The sequence below is a fragment of the Gilliamella sp. B2828 genome (assembly GCF_026537125.1).
Lineage (GTDB): Bacteria > Pseudomonadota > Gammaproteobacteria > Enterobacterales > Orbaceae > Gilliamella.
In genome coordinates this window covers 1-19,385 of sequence record NZ_JAFNMU010000012.1, presented here as the reverse complement: position 1 = coordinate 19,385, position 19,385 = coordinate 1, and the positions used below count along the sequence as shown (strand labels likewise).

Here is a 19,385-nt window from a genome sequence, read left to right as displayed (position 1 = left end):
TCCTCCTTCTATTTAACCAAATTAATAAAAAGAGGTAATGTATCATTAAAGGTGGCATTCCTTGATTGGCTTGGAGCGGTCACTGAAAGTAGTATTACCAAAGCCATGAGTGTTTCTTAATCTCGCACCTGACCCAGTTTAACAAATTAATTTTAACTAAGCTAGTTATAACAAATTTTGTATTCATAATTTGATTTAGGATAAACATGAATACGAGTAACTATTTTTACAACAATTAAAACGGCTTTAATCATGGGTTGTCGAGCTAGCTTCATTATTGATATTTGTATTTTCTTACTCAACCATAATTGCATACTTAATTGTCAACCCTATCCTTAAACAATGATAAAATGCGCATATCCATTAACTGGTCTGAGCAATCTATCAAATCTCTTTTTATACTGAAACGTATAGTTAACCTCAAACTTTTTTACAATTCATTTCTAACACGTTATAAAAACGAAAAAAAAAGTTGAATTTTTTTTTAAAACGAGTATTTTGTTTAGAATAAATTTTTTAAAATAACAAAAAAGTTAATCAATACCTATTATGAAATTTTCACTCAAAAACGTCCTTATCAACATTGTCAGCGTGGTCATTATTCCAACGCGGGGGCGTTTTTGAATCAAAAATATGTTTATACATAAAATCAAAAACCCCGCTCCAAATAGCGGGGTTTTTTTTATAACAATAATTGGGCAAAAAAGAACAAGTGAGGAATAAATGTTAGGAACACAGTGGATAGTAAAAACCTTAAAAGAAAAAGGCGTTACCACCGTTTTTGGATATCCTGGTGGACAAATTATGCCTCTTTATGATGCCTTGTATGATGGAGGTATTGAACATGTATTATGTCGCCATGAACAAGGTGCGGCGATGGCGGCAATTGGTTATGCTCGTTCAACAGGGAAAACGGGGGTATGCATTGCCACATCAGGTCCTGGTGCGACCAACATCATAACTGGGCTTGCTGATGCATTAATTGATTCTGTACCTATTGTTGCCATAACCGGTCAAGTGCCAACGAATCTAATTGGTACAGATGCTTTTCAAGAAGTTGATGTTTTAGGGTTATCCTTAGCTTGCACCAAACATAGCTATTTAATAAATGATGCGAAACAATTGCCCAATACATTAGAAGAGGCATTTAATTTAGCCAACTCCGGCAGGCCTGGACCAATTTTAATTGACGTTCCGAAAGATGTACAGCTTGCCAATTTAGATTATCAACAATATTTAACGACTTCTTCACTAAACAACACTCCTGATAAATCAACATTATTTACTGTCTCTCCTGAAGCAATAAAACTCGCCAAACAAATGATCGCTCAAGCCCAAAAGCCAATGCTTTATATTGGTGGTGGTGTTGGACTTTCAGGCGCCATATCAGAATTAAAAGATTTTATGTCATTGACTCACATTCCGAGTGTTTCAACTTTAAAAGGATTGGGCGTTGCTGATGCCAATAACCCTTATTATTTAGGTTTAATTGGTATGCATGGTGCTAAAGCGGCCAATTTAGCCGTACAAGAGTGTGATTTACTGATTGCATTAGGTGTACGATTTGATGACAGAGTTACAGGTAAACTGAATGAATTTGCCCGTCACGCAAAAGTGATCCATGTCGATATTGATCAAGCCGAAATTAACAAATTACGCCAAACACATTTAGGTTTACAGGCTGATATTAAGCAGGTTTTACCCTTACTTACTCAAACTGTATCAATCGAGGCATGGCATAAAAGAGTAAATGATTTAAAAGTACAACATCCAACTCGTTATGATCACCCAGGTGAAGCCATTTACGCACCAGCATTATTAAAAATCATTTCTGATCGTAAGTCAGCCAACACCATTATCACTACCGATGTGGGTCAACATCAAATGTGGACCGCTCAACATATGTGTTTTAATCATCCACAAAACTTTATTACCTCAAGTGGACTAGGTACGATGGGATTTGGTTTACCAGCAGCGATTGGGGCACAAATGGCTCGCCCCAACGATTGTGTAATCTGTATTTCAGGTGACGGGTCATTTATGATGAACGTACAAGAATTAACCACTATAAAGCGTAAAAAATTACCGATAAAAATAGTCTTAATTGATAATCAACGCTTAGGCATGGTTCGTCAATGGCAAGAACTCTTTTTTAACGAAAGATACAGTGAAACCAACTTATCGGATAACCCTGACTTTTTAATTTTAGCCAAAGCATTTGATATTCCTAGTGAAACAATCACAAAAAAATCTCAAATCAATGCTGCACTGAATAATATGTTTAATGCGTCTGGTGCATATTTATTGCACGTACGCATCGATGAACTAGAAAACGTATGGCCACTAGTACCACCTGGCGCTGCCAACGAAAATATGCTCGATAAAAGTTGCAAGGAGTAAGGGATGAATCAACAAATACAACACCAATTAACGATAAAGGCTTACGATAACTTGGGTACATTAGAACGTATTTTACGTGTTGTACGTCATCGCGGTGGGCACATTAAATCCATGCAAATGCAAACTATTGAAAATAATTTACTGATTTTGACACTCAGATTAACTATTGAAAGAGAACTTTCAATGTTACAAAATCAAGTTGCAAAATTAGCAGATGTGCTTTCAATTGAATGAAATCCTTACCGATAATTTATCGTTAAAACAAAAAGTTAAATTAAAATATGTCGATATTTTAGTTATTAAACAAACAACAAAGTATTGTATAATGTTTGACGTTTCATTGATAAAAGCATAAAGCAAGATACATGCTAAACAAAAGTAAAATTTAAGAGGAAAACAAAAAATGGGTACTACAGCAAAATCGGATTATATTTGGTTTAATGGGGAAATGGTTCCATGGGCAAATGCTAAAGTGCATGTAATGTCACATGTACTGCATTATGGGACATCTGTGTTTGAAGGTGTACGTTGCTATAATACACATAAAGGACCAGCGATATTTCGCCATAAAGAACATGCACAAAGATTATTAAACTCAGCCAAAATTTATCGTTTTCCTGTCCCTTATTCTCTTGAAGAAATTATGGAAGCTACCCGCCAAATAATCAAAAAGAATAATTTAGAAAGTGCATATATTCGTCCATTAGTTTTTATTGGCGATGTTGGCATGGGTGTTATTCCACCAGCAGGTTATAAAAGTGATGTCATGATTGCAGCATTTCCATGGGGTGCCTATCTTGGTGAAGATGCCTTAGAACAAGGTATTGATGCTATGGTATCATCATGGCATCGTTTTGCACCAAACACCATCCCAGCCGCAGCAAAAGCCGGTGGTAACTACTTATCATCACTGCTCATCGGTTCAGAAGCGCGCGCTAATGGCTTTCAGGAAGGCATTGCGTTAGACGTAAATGGTCAACTTTCTGAAGGTTCTGGCGAAAACTTATTTATCGTTAAAGATGGTATATTATTTACACCGGTACTATCATCCTCAGCGCTCCCAGGGATCACCCGCGATGCGATCATAACCCTTGCACGCGATCTAGGAATCGAAGTACGTGAACAAACACTGTCTCGTGAATCACTCTATTTAGCTGACGAAGTCTTTATGACAGGGACCGCAGCTGAAATTACTCCTGTTCGCAGTGTTGATCGTATTAAAATTGGTATTGGCCGCTGTGGTCCAATCACCAAACAAATTCAACAAACATTCTTTGGCTTATTCAATGGTGAAACTGAAGATAAATATGGTTGGTTAGATCCAGTTAAATAATCAAACAACTAAAGTCCGCCGGTTAGTTCGGTGGATCTTTTTTTAAACGACATTTACTTTTTCGCGTTATACAAAACAAAAACTGGATAGTATCGTAACTTGCATAATAAAAAACTTGGGAGCAAGAAATGCCTAAATATCGTTCAGCAACCTCCGTCGAAGGTCGGAATATGGCTGGAGCCCGTGCATTATGGCGTGCAACGGGCGTTAAAAATGAAGACTTTGGTAAACCCATCATTGCGGTGGTCAACTCATTTACACAATTTGTACCAGGTCATGTCCACTTAAAAGACATAGGACAACTGGTCGCCAAACAAATTGAAGCATCGGGCGGCATTGCCAAAGAATTTAACACTATTGCAGTAGATGACGGTATTGCTATGGGTCATGGCGGTATGCTCTACTCATTACCATCACGTGAATTAATTGCTGACTCTGTTGAGTATATGATCAATGCTCACTGTGCTGATGCTATGATTTGTATTTCAAATTGTGACAAGATCACCCCTGGTATGTTAATGGCATCGCTTCGTCTGAACATTCCAACCGTATTTGTATCGGGGGGACCAATGGAAGCAGGTAAAACAAAATTATCTGATCAGATCATCAAACTTGATCTGGTTGATGCCATGATTCAAAGTGCTAACCCAAATGTCAGTGATGCTGATAGCGAAGCCATTGAACAATCCGCTTGTCCAACCTGCGGTTCTTGCTCTGGCATGTTCACAGCCAATTCCATGAACTGTTTGACTGAGGCGTTAGGGCTATCACTTCCAGGCAACGGATCACTTGTTGCAACTCACAAACAACGTGAACAACTTTTTCTAAAGGCTGCTAAACGAATTGTTGAAATCACTAAGCGTTATTATGAACACGATGATGCCTCTTATCTGCCCCGCTCAATTGCCACCAAAGCGGCTTATGAAAATGCTATGTCATTAGATATTGCCATGGGCGGTTCAACCAACACCGTATTGCATTTACTCGCCACCGCACAAGAAGGTGAAATCGACTTTACCATGTCGGATATTGACAGATTATCACGTAAAGTGCCGCATTTATGTAAAGTTGCACCAAGTACCGCCAAATATCATATGGAAGATGTCCATCGAGCCGGTGGTGTTGTATCAATTATGTCTGAACTGGATAAAGCTGGACTGCTTAACCGTAATGTTCGTAACGTACTTGGTCTTACACTTCAAGAAACGTTCGAAAAATATGACATAACTCAAACTACAGACGAAGCAGTAAAAAAAATGTATCGCAGTGGACCTGCTGGCATTCGTACTACCCAAGCATTTTCACAGGATTGCTATTGGGATACGCTTGATGATGACCGCGAAAACGGCTGTATCCGTGATAAAGAACACGCTTATAGCCAAGATGGTGGACTAGCAACACTATATGGAAATGTCGCTCAAGATGGCGCTATTGTTAAAACCGCCAGTGTCGCAGCCGAAAACTTAGTGTTCCGCGGACCAGCCAAAGTATTTGAGAGTCAAGAAGATGCGGTCGATGCAATCTTAAGTGGTAAAGTGATTGCTGGCGATGTTGTAGTGATTATTTACGAAGGTCCAAAAGGTGGTCCTGGTATGCAAGAAATGCTTTACCCTACCAGTTACTTAAAATCAATGGGACTTGGCAAAGCTTGCGCACTGATTACAGATGGTCGTTTTTCCGGTGGATCATCCGGTTTATCTATTGGGCATATCTCACCAGAGGCCGCCAATGGTGGCGTAATTGGACTCGTACGTGATGGTGATATTATTGACATTGACATTCCTAACCGTAAATTAGTTTTAGATGTACTGGATGATGAGCTTGAACGTCGACGCGTTGCAGAACTCACACGTGGCGATAAAGCCTATACACCACATAATCGAAACCGTTATGTGTCATATGCACTAAAAGCCTACGCCAGTTTAGCAACAAGCGCAGACAAAGGTGCAGTTCGTGATAAAAACAAATTAGGTGGCTAACTGTGAAACAAAAACATGACAAACTTACTGGTGCTGATTATTTAAAGTCAACCCTTTGTAGCGCTGTGTATGATGTGGCAGATGTCACACCTCTTGAAAAGATGGAAAAACTTTCGTCGAGAATAGAAAACCACATTTTTGTAAAACGCGAAGATAGACAATTAGTCCACAGTTTCAAAATCCGTGGCGCGCAAGCAATGATTGCCAGTCTGAGCGAAGATCAACGCAAATGCGGCGTAATTGCTGCATCTGCGGGTAATCATGCACAAGGTGTGGCTTTTTCAGCAACCAAATTAGGTATCAATTCACTGATTGTCATGCCGTTAACCACAGCAGACATTAAAGTTGAAGCAGTCAAAGGATTTGGTGGTGAAGTGCTCTTATATGGTGCTAATTTTGACGAAGCCAAAGCCAAAGCAATGCAACTTGCCAAGGAACAAAATCGCATTTTTATACCACCTTTTGATCATCCACAGGTAATTGCTGGGCAAGGCAGTATCGCTATGGAATTACTTCAGCAAAATGCTAAACTCGATCGCATTTTTGTGCCAGTTGGTGGTGGTGGGTTAGCCGCAGGCATTGCGGTATTAATCAAACAAATTATGCCATCAATCAAAGTGATTGCGGTAGAACCTGCTGATGCAGCCTGTTTAAAAGCAGCGCTTGATGCAGGTCATCCGGTTGATTTAAATCGCGTTGGATTGTTTGCTGAGGGAGTAGCGGTTAAACGCATTGGCGATGAAACATTTAGACTTTGCCAGCAATACATCGATGATATTGTCATCGTTAATAGCGACGAAATTTGCGCTGCGGTCAAAGATCTGTTTGATGACGTACGCGCTATTGCCGAGCCTTCGGGCGCCGTAGCACTAGCTGGGCTAAAAAAATATGTTGAACAACATAACATTCGTGGTGAAAACCTAGCACATATTTTGTCAGGTGCAAATTTAAACTTCCATAATTTGCGTTACGTTTCCGAACGTTGTGAACTTGGTGAAAAACGTGAAGCCTTATTAGCCGTCACTATTCCTGAAAAAAAAGGGAGTTTTTTAACTTTTTGTCAGTTATTAGGTGGACGTTCAGTAACGGAATTTAACTACCGTTATCATGACGACAAATCGGCCTGTATTTTTGTTGGTGTTAGAATATCTAAAAGCAGTGAAAAGGACGACATACTACAAGAATTAACGGCTGCCGGATATTCGATTGTTGATTTATCGGAAGACGAAATGGCAAAACTGCATGTTCGCTATATGATTGGAGGTAAACCGTGTAAACCAATACAAGAACAAATGTATAGCTTCGAATTCCCTGAATTTCAAGGCGCATTACTTAAATTTTTACAAACATTAGGCACCAATTGGAATATCTCCATGTTCCACTACCGTAGCCATGGGACAGATTATGGTCGGGTACTTGCGGCATTTGAAATCACAAAAACAGCAACACAAGAATTTGACAAACATCTTACCAAATTAGGTTATGGTTTCCACAATGAAACGCAAAACCCATCATTAAAACTATTTTTAACACATCAGCATTAATGTGAATCATGGCTATTCATTTGACATATTGATTAGCCATTTTTTAAAAAATGTTATTCATCTGACTCTATTTAATCAGCAAAATCGTGTTGATGAATAAAACGCAAAATCCAGTTTTTCAACTAAGTAAGTAAGTAACGAGTTCAAAACCCCAATAAGTACAAAATAACAAACTGATTTTCCTGACAAAAAAAAGAACAAAACGATCACTTTGGCACTATTGATAATCTCAAAAATTGAGCGCATAGTAAGACAATCAATTTTGATAAATTATAACAATCATTAGTAAGCATGGTGAATTAAAGAAAAAATTTATCCTAATTAATCACTGCGTACAACTAATCCATCAAAGGGTATCATTTTTTAATGATTCAGTATGAAAAAACTTCTTCATACGAAAAAATTTTGGATGGTAGGTATAAAAACAATGTTCAACATAACAATCTTAGGTTAACCAAGGACATTATGATTAAATTCGCAACAATAGGTAGCAACTGGATCACAGAAAAATTCATTGATGCAGCACTGCAAACGGGTCAATATCAACTCACTGCAATTTATTCACGAGATATAAATAAAGCGCGGCAGTTTGCGCAAAAATATCATGTTGAAACTTTTTATGATGATTTAACCCAATTAGCTAATGATCGCAATATTGACGTAGTTTATATTGCTAGTCCCAATTCACTACATTTTGCTCAAGCACAATTGATGTTAAAAAACAACAAAGATGTAATTTGCGAAAAACCATTAACCTCAAATTTGCGACAAACCCAAAAATTATTAGATATCGCAAGACAACATCATCAAATTATTTTCGAAGCGTTAAAAACCTATTACCTACCTAATTATCAATTAATCCAAAAATTTCTACCCAAATTAGGAAAGATACACAAAGTATTTTTGAATTATTGTCAATATTCATCACGTTATCCTAATTATTTAAACGGTGAAAATCCCAATACCTTTAATCCTCAATTTTCAAATGGATCGATCATGGATATTGGCGTTTATCCACTTAATTTTGCAATAGGGTTATGGAAAAAACCTAATAGGATAATCGCCAGTGGTTCACGGCTTGATACCGGGGTTGATGCCCATGGTATGGTTCAACTAAACTATGATGATTTTGATATTATTATTTGGCACTCTAAAGTCACTAACTCCTATATTCCAAGTGAGATACAAGGTGAGGATGGTGCATTAATCATCAACCATTTATCGTGCTGTGAAGAAGTTTTTTATCAACCAAGACAAGGGAAACGACAAGAAATAACGCTTAAGCAAAACAGCAACGAAATGTATTATGAAGTAATGACATTTGCCAAACTTTATCAACAAAGGCAAATCAATCATAAAGCTTTACATTACTCATTAATGTCATCAGCAATACTAACCGAAATAAGAAAACAAATTAGCGTAACATTTCCATCTGATAAAACTTAAAATTTAAAAAATAGATTTCAAAATAACAAAATTGCCACTATCCTTTACGCTCTCCAAAATATGGATTATCCCTTTTTAAGTAATGCACAATGGCAAAACTAAAAGTCATTATGAAAACGATGAGCGAACATTTAAAAGAATCTTGAGAAATGGGTCAACCTGGCTTTTATGGTAATACATTTAACACTTATATACTTATACAAGAAGAAAAAAACAAATAAACAATAGAAGGGATAAAAATCCTTCACCAAAAATTTCAATTTTGGAATTTGATTAAATTTAAAATTAATACGAAAGATCAATCACATATTCATTAAAAAGCGGAATTGCAATCTTACATAAACGTTTAAAGCATGTTTGTAAAAAAAATTTAGGAGTGTATACCGTTTGTTTTTTTATTCTTATCACATTCAACTACAAAATGCAAAACTCGCCTACGTACATTTTTCTTATGTCCTTACCTTATGTCCTTGTGTTTTTATTATGATTCATTCGCATTGTGATTTTAACCATTGCCATAATCTACCCATTTGCCTGTCTTTTCGTCACGTACGCCCCATTCTAAACGGCTTTCTAATATGGCTTGTTGTACTTTTGGGGGGTAGTCCGATAAGGTGGTTTCTTTCGGGATTGGTTTGCCTGGTTTGCCGGCTTGACGAATCACTTTTGACCAACGGGGTTGCCAGCATAAACATTCCGAAATAAAGTAACCCACAGTATAAAACGGCAATAAAATTAAAAATACCGGGATTAATAAAATATACATCCAAAAAGTAGGCGCATTTTTTGCTGCGTGAATCATCGGGCTTATATGACCACTAAAACCGTGGAAAGGCATCGGTAAATGGGTGCTTAAACGGGGTTTAGGTAGAGTATCCGGTCCATGCTCCATATAACGGCGGATAAATTCCCATTCGTCTTTATAGTCTTGTGGATTATAGGTGTTTTTGCCAATGCCCACTGAGTGCGCTATCGGAAAACCGGTTTTATACGGGTGAAAGGTCATTAAATTGACCATATTGGTGCCGCCCATATCCGAGCCGCTCTCGCCAAAGTTCGATGGCATAATATGTTCCCATTTAAACACTACTGTGCCACCGCAATATTTAGGGCGCTGAATATAGACTTGCCCTGTCACCCGATTAAAGCGTACCCGAATATGGCGTATGGTGAAGAGTTCAAAACGATAGATATAACGGAAATAGCGGAAACATAAATATGATGTTGGTAAAAAAATAATTGAATAAAAAATTATTGATATAACATGCCCAACAGCATTATTTGTTTCATCAAACTATAATATTAGAAAGCTAACAATACAGTAAAACCCTGAACTAAAAGGAATAAAAAAAACAAGTAAAGATATCCAAGTTTGAATCCCTCGAAAATTTTCAAACATTCCGCCTCGAATTTCTAAATAGCGATCGTTATAAGCGTAGTAAGGTCCTATTGGTCTGGGATTATCACTGACCAATTCTTGGGTATAGTCTTTTTGCACCTCTTTAAGTGTCATATCGGCATGGTTATAGCCCATTTTTAATTTTTTGCGGGTTTCGGATTTCATGGCGTACCAAACCATAATAAAAATTCGCCTGCGTACATATTAAAAAGTCTCCTGTAGTGCTTGATGCCATTCGGTGAGTTCGTCGCCTAAATCTTTAAATTTTTTACGTTCAAGGTCCTTACTAAAACAGCAGCGATCAAACCATTTTTGCATGGCATTGTCATCAAAAATAATCAGGTAGACACTGACCACAATAATAATCATAGACGCGTAAAAATTAATTGCCGCCAGCCACACTGCCGCAGCTCGACCAATGGCAAAGCGACCTATGACTATCGCGACTTCAGCTACATTTACCCAAAAAGTCCTTTCAATACTGGTTGTGATAATATTATCAAACCATGGCACTAATGCACCTAAAGCAGCTACAAATTGAGAAATACTAAGGGAAAAAGTTGCAAGTGATTTTACATAGTAAGCCATTGCAATATTATAATTATCTTGGCTAACGGCTTTATTACCATCTAAAAAATCCAAAACAGTAGATACTCCCCCAGTCATCAACGCAAAACTCGCCGACCATAAAAATAATCGCCCAAACGCATTATAGGTTACGGTAGCAGTTTTTGATGTTGGGTTACCTTCGATACAACTTTTGATGGCACTGGTCAGGATTTGCGTGCCCGCTGCTGCACTTGCCATTAGGGATGCGGTTAATTCGGCTAATTCCCGTTTGCCATTGATTATTTTTTTGAGTGTTTCGTAACTACTAAATGCAAATACCATCATGGCGATTTTGGTATTGACTAAATCGGCATGGTTGAAATTTTGATGGCAAGTCGGGGGATTTGTGGTGCGCCTCGTTTCGGGATGGCTGTAAAAGAATGCCCGTTGATATTATAGCCCGAGTCATACATTTCTAATGCCTTCTCACTAATTTTAGCAAAAATTAAGTTGCCTAGGCGGTTTTGAATTGTTTGATTAAATTTTTGAGTCGTGACTCTTAAAAAACTTCTGACAAGATCAGCAAAGGGAACCGATAACAATGCTATTGGAAAACCGCGATCCGCTATCTGATTGATAATCGACCCAGTCCGATTAACATGTTTAGTCAATTTGTTGAGTAAGTTAATCGCTTTATCGACATTTGGCTGATTGCTATTATTATCAGCAGACTCATTAATCGCTATGTTTTGTTGAATATCCAAGTATTCGTTAATATCGGCGATTAACGCTTTGTTGTTAAATAGGTAGGTTCGCATACATAAGTTGGTCAGAGTCACTTGCGGTTCAAGCCACCATTCGTCTAACACTTTTCTGACTTTTGATGATCCACTTGCACCACACAAGCAAACCCCCATTTGTAATTGAAACATGATTCCGTCTAGCGGAATGGTATCATCATATAAGTCTAGTGCCGAGATTAATTGATGCTATTTTAACCACTTTAAGTAATCATCAGCACGTTTTTCGGCAAGTTGTTCGGCACTTTGGCTTAGTTCATTGAATTCTTGTTCAAAACGTTTAAATTTGTCTTGCGATAGGCGATCCCAATAGAATTTTTGAAACTCTTTTTCAGACAGTTCTTCCGTTTGTTGCTTGATTAAGGCTTATTCGGCATTTTGAAATATTTCCCGACTTTTATTATTCGATAGATCACCAATTGCAGGAAGGGGGATTTTGTCGTTACCCCAATTTGCAACCTTTTCCCACTGTTTATTGTGCTTGATTAGTTGCCTGATTCGATGGTTATGAAAGGATTGTTTAAAACCTAATAGCTGGCGGTAGACAATTAAACGGTGTTCGTTGGATATGCCTTCTGAATCCTTGTGTTCCATCCATGGTTTCATCTGGTGTTCAAGTGCTTGATGATATCGATTATTTAAACTTTGGGTAATGCCAATGGCATCATTAACGACTATGGCAACCCCTTGCTGTTTTTTTAGAAAGTTTTCAAAGTGCATATGATTATTGTGTAAATCCTTACCATTTTCTCCGCCAAGAGTGATTAATTTTTTATAGTGAGGAATATAAGAAACATATCCATCATCTGGTGTATTAGGGTTAACAACTAATTATTTATTAAAAATAAATTTCTGCATCGCAGTGCTGTAATCTTCTAACCATTTTTTCAATCTCCTAAATCTGTAATTCAAGAGTTGGAAGGTTATAATATGAATCTTGATCATTACGATCCCAATAAGCAAAAAGGAACACATTTAGCTTGTTATCAAGCAGAAGCTTTTTAAATAATATAGCTTCACCTGTGTAAGGTTTTCTATGATCAACCATGCTTAATAAAGGTGTATTGGGATCATAAAGCGCATTCAATGGATTTTTTTCATCATATATTTGATTATTATCCGCAAAAAAGTCTTTCAAAGAATGATAGGGAGATGTTTTTTTTTGAATATCCTTTAAATTCATAAAGGATATTATTAAGATTTTTATCTTCTGCAAAAGAAAAGAACGAGACTAATAAAATGCATATATAGAAAAATGGAAATCTGATCATTTTTAATCCTGTACATTTATAATTAAGTTAAAATCAAAACCGCATATATGTAAATGATGATGATATCTATATCCATTTGGCGGATCTTTTTTCATATGTTTTGTATATTTAAGTAAAGTATTTGATTGTTTCTTATATGTAAGATATTCCGAATACATTAACGACGTTCTAGCCCAACCAAATTTATATAATGCAGTATTAAATTTTTCTTGCTTATCAAAATCAAAAGTTGAATAAGATAGCAACATTGGCTCACCATTTCTCTTTTCTGATATATACCTTAGGTCGCCTGCAATCCCATTTATATGAGATTTGCTCTCTACAGATTTAGCGTCATGAGTGATAAATCCGTTAAAGCCTAAATAATCAGCATTTAGTTCTAACATAGCGCCGAGCAACCCAGCAAAACAACTAGGATTTATATACCATCTATGATGATCACTATTAAATGTTGCAAATTTTGCTTTAACACTACCATCAGATGAAATGTAACCATTTTCAAATTCCTTAACATTAATTAATTCCACGTTTTGTGCTTGTGGAATATTTCCTCTTGCCATAGCCTTAGTCACATGAACAGTAAAAATACCTAACTCATGTATTTTTTTATTCTTATCATGATAGACATATTTATATTTTCGCTCAAAACAAGGGAGTATGTTTCATGTATATGCTTTTCGATTTTTCCATCTTGATAGATATGATATGTCACAATGCCTGCTTTAAATTTAAAGTAATTCATAAGGGCAACTGATGCATAAACCAAACTTTACCATTTTGACTTAAAGTGGCAGGTGTTGATGAAGTTTCAGTTTGTTTAGTTGAGGGGGGTGATGTTTTACTGTTTTCAGTGGTCGTATCACTTTGTTGTGTCTGCTGCTTTTCTAATGCTTGTATTTTGCCATATAAAGCTAATTGTCCTTGTGTCAATTTCTTTTCGGGTGCATCTTTATAATCTGCTGGAAAACGCTCATATTCTCTTCTTTGTTGTTCTAAGCCTTGTTTTATTGATTCTTGTTTGCTTGCATCCATCTTACTAATATATGCATCACGTTTTGCTTCATCACCGTCTTTTATATAACCCAAATAGTTTTCCGCATCACCAGTCATTTCACTGTTTAATGCTTCCCATTCCGGTCGCTTTCCTTCTAAATCCAGCTCTTCATACCATTCACTTTTATAATTTACTAGTAAAGCAATTAAGATTTAAGGGTTTTCATTTTTATCAATAAATACAAGCATCAATAGCTGAACAATGAAGCCATTTTTTTATGATTTTATTTTTCGATGTAGTATACTCAATATGATAAAATTCATTATTCTTCGTCAATAAATGAACTACATCACCTTTAATTAAATACATTTTTGTTTGTTTATTCATATTGGGATTATTGAATAAATAAGACTTCATGACTAAATTATAAGCATTTTCATAATTAATTTTAATATTACCCTTAACACAATGACCTTTTTCTTTACCATTTTTCCACCCATCAAATGTAGGCCTTACTTCACCAAATAACTCATCGTTATTGAAGAAACTATCCAAATTAATTTTAATGTGGCTATAACAATATTTTACTGTGAATTTTCCGTTTGATGACCATTCCTGTGTTTCATAGCTTACTTTATTAAGCATATATAAATTAGTATTTTTATCTAAACCTATATCATAATAAATTTTGAAATACCCTCTATCAGGAAAAGATGTAATTACTCTTATTAAATTATTTTCATCATAACGAGTTAATAATCTCTCAAAACGATTGCCACCATCTTCATCAAAACTAGGGATTTTTGTAATCAAATTGTTATTATGATAAAGTTCAATTACATTCCTTTTATTTTCTGTATCAATAATTGCCTTATTAATCACATTGTGATTAATATTAAATGTCAATTTCTCAGCATATGAATACCTAAAGAAAACAATCAAAAAGACAAATAATATTAGTTTAAATTTTATTGATACATTCATCATAATCAAAAATCTCTTTTAATTTGTTTGTGTATTTAATACGCTCATTTAAATGATTGTATCCCCCATTAACTAAATATGTTACCTGCTCCACATGATCTCGATCAGCGACTATATTAATATCTATTGTGGTATAAATAGCCATTTTGGTTTTTTTATAATATTGCCATTCTCCATTTAGTTTGGTACTACTTTTAAGATATTCTCCTTTATCTAGCAATTTTCCTCTTGTCCAAAAATAACCTCCCACATCTATTGCAATATGTAAATCACTATTTAATACTTCGTAATCTTTTTCAAAATCAAACTTACCCAAAAAGTTAAAATATTGTTTATATCCTATAGTACCATTTTTATTTCCAGCATGGGTTAGTTGAATTATTCCTCTACCTCTCCAAGGATCATATGAAAAACTTTCACCATATTCTTTTAAAGTTTGAAATTTATCAGACTCTACAAAAGATTGAGCTATAAAGTGTATTTTCCTTATACATGTATTAATATTATATTTTTTCATCATTTGATTTAATTCTTCAGTAAAACGTTGATAAGTTTTATCTTTATTATCTAATTTACAATTCTTTTTTGAAAACAACTCTAAAGTATTTAAACCAGCTGATTGCCTTAACTGTTTAACTATCATTTCAATATCGTTAACATCAAAATCCCGATTACAATAACATCGTTTAAACATCTGTATTGCAATCGGGTGCATAAACCAAACTTTACCATTTTGACTTAAAGTGGCAGGTGTTGATGAAGTTTCAGTTTGTTTAGTTGAGGGGGATGATGTTTTACTGTTTTCAGTGGTCGCATCACTTTGTTGTGTCTGCTGCTTTTGCTTAGCTAAACCTTTGGCGACATCATCCCACCAGAGCATTTTTGTCGCTTTTTCTTTGGTTTTTTCCCATAATTCTGACTTCTGTTCTAACTCTTTTATTTTACCCAATAAGTTAAGTTGCTCTTGTGCTAGTTTCTTGTCGGGTGCATCTTCATAACCATCTGGAAAACGTTGATAATCTCTTTTTTGTTGTTCTAAGCCTTGTTTTATTGATTCTTGTTTGCTTGCGTCCATCTTACTAACATATGCATCACGTTTTGCTTCATCGCCGTCTTTTATATAACCCAAATAGTTCTCCACATCATCGGTCATTTCACTGTTTAATGCTTCCCATTCCGGTCGCTTTCCTTCTGCATTCAGCTCTTCATACCATTCACTTTTATAATGAACTAACAACCGTCCCAGTGCCGTTGTTAAGTGTGGTTTTTCGGATATTCCTTTAAAACATTTGCAATATCAAATATTCATTATGAGCATTATCAAAAATTCATATATTTCAATAACTTTTTAATTAATAAAAAACCTTATTACTTATCTAAAAATTTTTAATCTTCATAAGGATCATCTACAAATTTTCTACAATTACTTAACTCTTTAGGTGTGCATTCTCTTTGTTTTGTAAACACCAATAGATTAGAATTTACGACCATCGTTCCAACCTCTTTATACAAACATTCTGTTTCAACATGTTTATAACGGTTATTTTCTAAGTATTTAAAATTATTTTTCAACGATATAACTTCATCTTCTTTTTTGCCCGGACAGTATTTGTAGCTATAAGCAAATTTATCTTCATCATCAATGCTGAAATCATTACCGTAAAGATTCAATTTGACAAATTTCTGCTGTTTTTTGTCATAAGAGTAAGCATAATATTTATCAATATTATTTGAACCCGACAGTTGATCTTTAACGATGAAAAAGGAATTATTATTTCCATAAAAATTAAAATCAAAACTTTCATTAGTTTTGATGCTAACATAACCATGGAACTCACATTCACTTATATCATCGATGACTTGAATAAGACGACCATCTTTTTTATTGAAGATTTTGACACCCACAATATGTGCTTTTTCCTTTTGATTTTTAGACACTATCACTTTAAAATAAAAATCTTTTGTGCTATCTCTCTGTAAATAATCTATATTGCTGAATTCCGCTTCATCTAATGAATATTCGTTATATTCAAATATTTTATCTAAATTAATCTTACTATCTTTACCAAAAGCATATCCTGCTAGCTGTTGGTAATTTTCCGAACCATCATTAAAAGTCACAACATTGAAATCTTTAATAAATATTTTATCAATCATCTTTTTATATGAATTTGCATAATAAGTTTTGAAATTAAATTCATTAGCATTGTTTTTTACAAAATCTAATAATCTAACTTGATAATCTTTACCATTTGTATGAACAAAAACAGCCGTTTCAGAATCAAAATAAAAATCAGCTTCATTTCTTCCTACATTACCAGTATAAACACGGAAAATAGCTTGACTAATAGCAGGAATTAATAATAGAAAGAGTAGAATTATTTTTTTATAACTCATTTGTTATTCCTTAATTTATTTAGTATACAGCTGGATTCATACTTATCAGTCACACAGCTATTAATAATCATCATAATCATTGGTATCTATATAATTGCGACAAAAGTTCAACTCATTAAGTGTGCATGCCCTTTGTTTTTTAAACTCATATCGACCATTATTTTCGTGATAACTATCCTCCTGAAATAAGCATTCTGTTGAAATTCGTTTATAACGGTTATTACCTATGTATTGAAAATTATCGGTGAGAAATATTTGGGATCTTTCTTTTTTACTTGGACAGGTTTTGTGGCTAATAGCCTCTTTTTCTTTATAATCAAAACGAAAATCATTACCATCAAGATTTAATTTAACAAATTGTTGTTGGGTTTTATCATAAGCGTAATAATCTGCTATTTGATTAGGACCATAATTTCTATTTTTAGTCAGATAAAAATCATTATTATCACCATCAAAATTGAAATCAAAGCCTTCATGTGTTTGAATACTAACATAAGAATTAAATTCACACCCTTTTATTCCCGTAATAGTCTGAATAAGGTGACCATCCTGTTTGCTATAAATTTTGATCCCCACAATTTTTGCTTTTTCTCCTTTTTTCTTTGATACCACCACTTTAAAATAAAAATCTTTAGTGCTACTTTGTTGTAAATAATCTACATTATTAAATTCTACTTTGCGTAATGAATGTTCATCGTATTCACCGTATTCAAATGTTTTGTGTAAATCTACCTTATCACCATTAGGTGTATAGCCTGTAAGCCGTTCTGAATCAAAAATATCAACATTCTCAATCACTGGATTAACATTATTAGATTTGAATTTACTGGGATTACGAATCTGACTTATATCAAGACTCTTAACTTGATGATCTTTATCATCAATATAAACCGCAACATCATATTCAAAATAAAATTCAACTTTATCTTGACCAATGCTACCTGTGTAAATGCGACTTAATTCTGCTTGGCTAATTGTTGGTATTAGTGATATTAGAAGTAAAATAGGTTTTATATAATCCATCTTGTTATTCCTTAATTTATTTGTATTTTTTATATCATTGTTTTACTTAATCTTATTTCTCTTTTTTAACCATTTATTCTTGAATTCTTCTCTCTTTCACTTTTGTCTGCTCAGCTACATCAATTGCCTGTAAATTAACAAAGAATGCCGGATTGATTTTGTAGGCTAGTCTATCGTTTTGTACATTTTTTGTATTAGTCCGATTACCATTTTTTTTCATAGCAATTTCAAAATGTAAATGAGGATTACAAAGTCCTTTAGCGTTACCTGTATCACCTGTATAGCCTATCAAATCACCCGATTTAACCTTGTTCCCGACTTTTAAGTCAGCACGTTTATCACTTAAATGACAATAACGTAAGTAAAAATGGTCAGCATTAATATCAAAATCATCAGCTTGAACTATCTCTTGTTTGTCGGGTTCATTAAATTCAAGCGTATAGTCATTTCTTGATGCACGTAAATCATCACCCTTGACTTTTATTACTAATACGTTTCCATATCCACCCTCTACTTCATATTGGACTATTTCTCCATCTAAACACGCGTAACATGCGGTATTTATGTCTGCAAATAAATCTAAACCTGTATGAGCTTTCGCGCCCTGATTTCTTACAAAACCAAAAGCACCATTCCAATTATTAAGATTTGTATTTGAGCTATAACAAGTGCGTTGTGGGTGCTCTAAAGGTTCATGCCAGAGTTTTCTTTTAGCATTAAAATAATCCACCATCGCTACAGGATGCATAAACCAAACCTCACCGTTTTGGCTTAACGTGGCTGGCGTTGATGATGTTTCGGTTTGTTGCTTTGAGCTGTCTTCTGTTTTATCTTTTTCTGTTTCAGTGTCACTTTGTTCTGTCTGTTGACTTTGCTTAGCTAAACCTTTGGCGACATCATCCCACCAGAGCATTTTTGTCGCTTTTTCTTTGGTTTTTTCCCATAATTTATACTTATCTTCTAACCCATTTATTATGCCCAATAAGTTAAGTTGCTCCGGTGTTAATTTCTTGTCAGGAGCATCTTTATAATCAGCGGGAAAACGCTCATAGTCTCTTCTTTGTTGTTCTAAACCTTGTTTTATTGATTCTTGTTCGCTTGCATCAAACTTACTAACATATGCATCACGTTTTGCTTCATCGCCGTCTTTTATATAACCCAAATAGTTTTCAACATCATCGGTCATTTCACTGTTTAATGCTTCCCATTCCGGCCGCTTTCCTTCCGCATCCAGCCCTTCATACCATTCACTTTGATAATTTACTA

The 19,385-nt window shown here is 35.0% G+C and carries 19 protein-coding genes; 6 read left to right on the top strand and 13 right to left on the bottom strand.

Features of this window, described 5'->3' with window-relative positions; translation table 11 throughout:
- Positions 1-723: 723 nt before the first annotated feature.
- The 6 genes from ilvG (at position 724) to J3U19_RS09780 (ending at position 8,702) form a co-directional block, all read left to right on the top strand.
- Positions 724-2,400, top strand: a complete 1,677-nt coding sequence (ilvG, locus tag J3U19_RS09805; RefSeq protein WP_267341828.1) for an acetolactate synthase 2 catalytic subunit — start codon at positions 724-726, stop codon at positions 2,398-2,400.
- Positions 2,401-2,403: 3 nt separating this feature from the next.
- On the top strand, positions 2,404-2,634 hold the full coding sequence (gene ilvM / locus J3U19_RS09800; RefSeq protein WP_267346176.1) for an acetolactate synthase 2 small subunit: 231 nt from the start codon (positions 2,404-2,406) through the stop codon (positions 2,632-2,634).
- Between the two features lie 169 nt (positions 2,635-2,803).
- The gene (locus J3U19_RS09795; RefSeq protein WP_267341825.1) at positions 2,804-3,733 is read left to right on the top strand and encodes a branched-chain amino acid transaminase; all 930 of its coding nucleotides are present in this window, start codon (positions 2,804-2,806) and stop codon (positions 3,731-3,733) included.
- Positions 3,734-3,861: 128 nt separating this feature from the next.
- Positions 3,862-5,712: a dihydroxy-acid dehydratase gene (ilvD, locus tag J3U19_RS09790; protein WP_267346174.1), complete on the top strand. Its 1,851-nt coding sequence runs from the start codon at positions 3,862-3,864 to the stop codon at positions 5,710-5,712.
- Between the two features lie 2 nt (positions 5,713-5,714).
- Positions 5,715-7,256 (top strand): threonine ammonia-lyase, biosynthetic, encoded by a 1,542-nt coding sequence (gene ilvA / locus J3U19_RS09785; RefSeq protein WP_267346172.1) that lies wholly within the window; start codon positions 5,715-5,717, stop codon positions 7,254-7,256.
- Positions 7,257-7,721: 465 nt separating this feature from the next.
- On the top strand, positions 7,722-8,702 hold the full coding sequence (locus J3U19_RS09780; protein WP_267346171.1) for a Gfo/Idh/MocA family protein: 981 nt from the start codon (positions 7,722-7,724) through the stop codon (positions 8,700-8,702).
- 505 nt (positions 8,703-9,207) lie between these two features.
- Here J3U19_RS09780 and J3U19_RS09775 read toward each other — a convergent pair.
- The 13 genes from J3U19_RS09775 to J3U19_RS09715 form a co-directional block, all read right to left on the bottom strand.
- Positions 9,208-9,894 carry a DUF6708 domain-containing protein gene (locus J3U19_RS09775; RefSeq protein WP_324123823.1) on the bottom strand — a complete coding sequence of 229 codons (687 nt, stop codon included), beginning with the start codon at positions 9,892-9,894 and terminating at the stop codon, positions 9,208-9,210.
- A gap of 102 nt (positions 9,895-9,996) precedes the next feature.
- Entirely contained in the window at positions 9,997-10,266 is a 270-nt protein-coding gene (locus J3U19_RS09770) for a hypothetical protein (RefSeq protein ID WP_267346168.1), read from the bottom strand.
- A gap of 39 nt (positions 10,267-10,305) precedes the next feature.
- On the bottom strand, positions 10,306-10,995 hold the full coding sequence (locus tag J3U19_RS09765; RefSeq protein ID WP_267346166.1) for a hypothetical protein: 690 nt from the start codon (positions 10,993-10,995) through the stop codon (positions 10,306-10,308).
- Positions 10,996-11,012: 17 nt separating this feature from the next.
- Complete coding sequence (locus J3U19_RS09760) at positions 11,013-11,582, bottom strand: hypothetical protein (protein WP_267346165.1); 570 nt, start codon at positions 11,580-11,582, stop codon at positions 11,013-11,015.
- A gap of 234 nt (positions 11,583-11,816) precedes the next feature.
- Positions 11,817-12,170 (bottom strand): hypothetical protein, encoded by a 354-nt coding sequence (locus tag J3U19_RS09755; protein WP_267346164.1) that lies wholly within the window; start codon positions 12,168-12,170, stop codon positions 11,817-11,819.
- Positions 12,171-12,345: 175 nt separating this feature from the next.
- Positions 12,346-12,633: a hypothetical protein gene (locus J3U19_RS09750; protein WP_267346163.1), complete on the bottom strand. Its 288-nt coding sequence runs from the start codon at positions 12,631-12,633 to the stop codon at positions 12,346-12,348.
- A 90-nt stretch (positions 12,634-12,723) separates the two neighbouring features.
- Positions 12,724-13,293, bottom strand: a complete 570-nt coding sequence (locus J3U19_RS09745) for a hypothetical protein (RefSeq protein WP_267346162.1) — start codon at positions 13,291-13,293, stop codon at positions 12,724-12,726.
- Between the two features lie 166 nt (positions 13,294-13,459).
- Positions 13,460-13,831 carry a hypothetical protein gene (locus tag J3U19_RS09740; protein WP_267346161.1) on the bottom strand — a complete coding sequence of 124 codons (372 nt, stop codon included), beginning with the start codon at positions 13,829-13,831 and terminating at the stop codon, positions 13,460-13,462.
- A gap of 115 nt (positions 13,832-13,946) precedes the next feature.
- Positions 13,947-14,702: a hypothetical protein gene (locus tag J3U19_RS09735; protein ID WP_267341809.1), complete on the bottom strand. Its 756-nt coding sequence runs from the start codon at positions 14,700-14,702 to the stop codon at positions 13,947-13,949.
- Positions 14,677-15,936 carry a hypothetical protein gene (locus J3U19_RS09730; RefSeq protein WP_267346160.1) on the bottom strand — a complete coding sequence of 420 codons (1,260 nt, stop codon included), beginning with the start codon at positions 15,934-15,936 and terminating at the stop codon, positions 14,677-14,679. The genes J3U19_RS09735 and J3U19_RS09730 overlap by 26 nt, the downstream gene beginning before the upstream one ends.
- Positions 15,937-16,085: 149 nt before the next feature.
- Positions 16,086-17,096: a hypothetical protein gene (locus J3U19_RS09725; protein ID WP_267346159.1), complete on the bottom strand. Its 1,011-nt coding sequence runs from the start codon at positions 17,094-17,096 to the stop codon at positions 16,086-16,088.
- A 60-nt stretch (positions 17,097-17,156) separates the two neighbouring features.
- The gene (locus tag J3U19_RS09720; protein WP_267346158.1) at positions 17,157-18,119 is read right to left on the bottom strand and encodes a hypothetical protein; all 963 of its coding nucleotides are present in this window, start codon (positions 18,117-18,119) and stop codon (positions 17,157-17,159) included.
- Positions 18,120-18,192: 73 nt separating this feature from the next.
- Positions 18,193-19,385: M23 family metallopeptidase (locus tag J3U19_RS09715; protein ID WP_267346157.1), on the bottom strand; the 1,193-nt coding region annotated here is incomplete at its 5' end.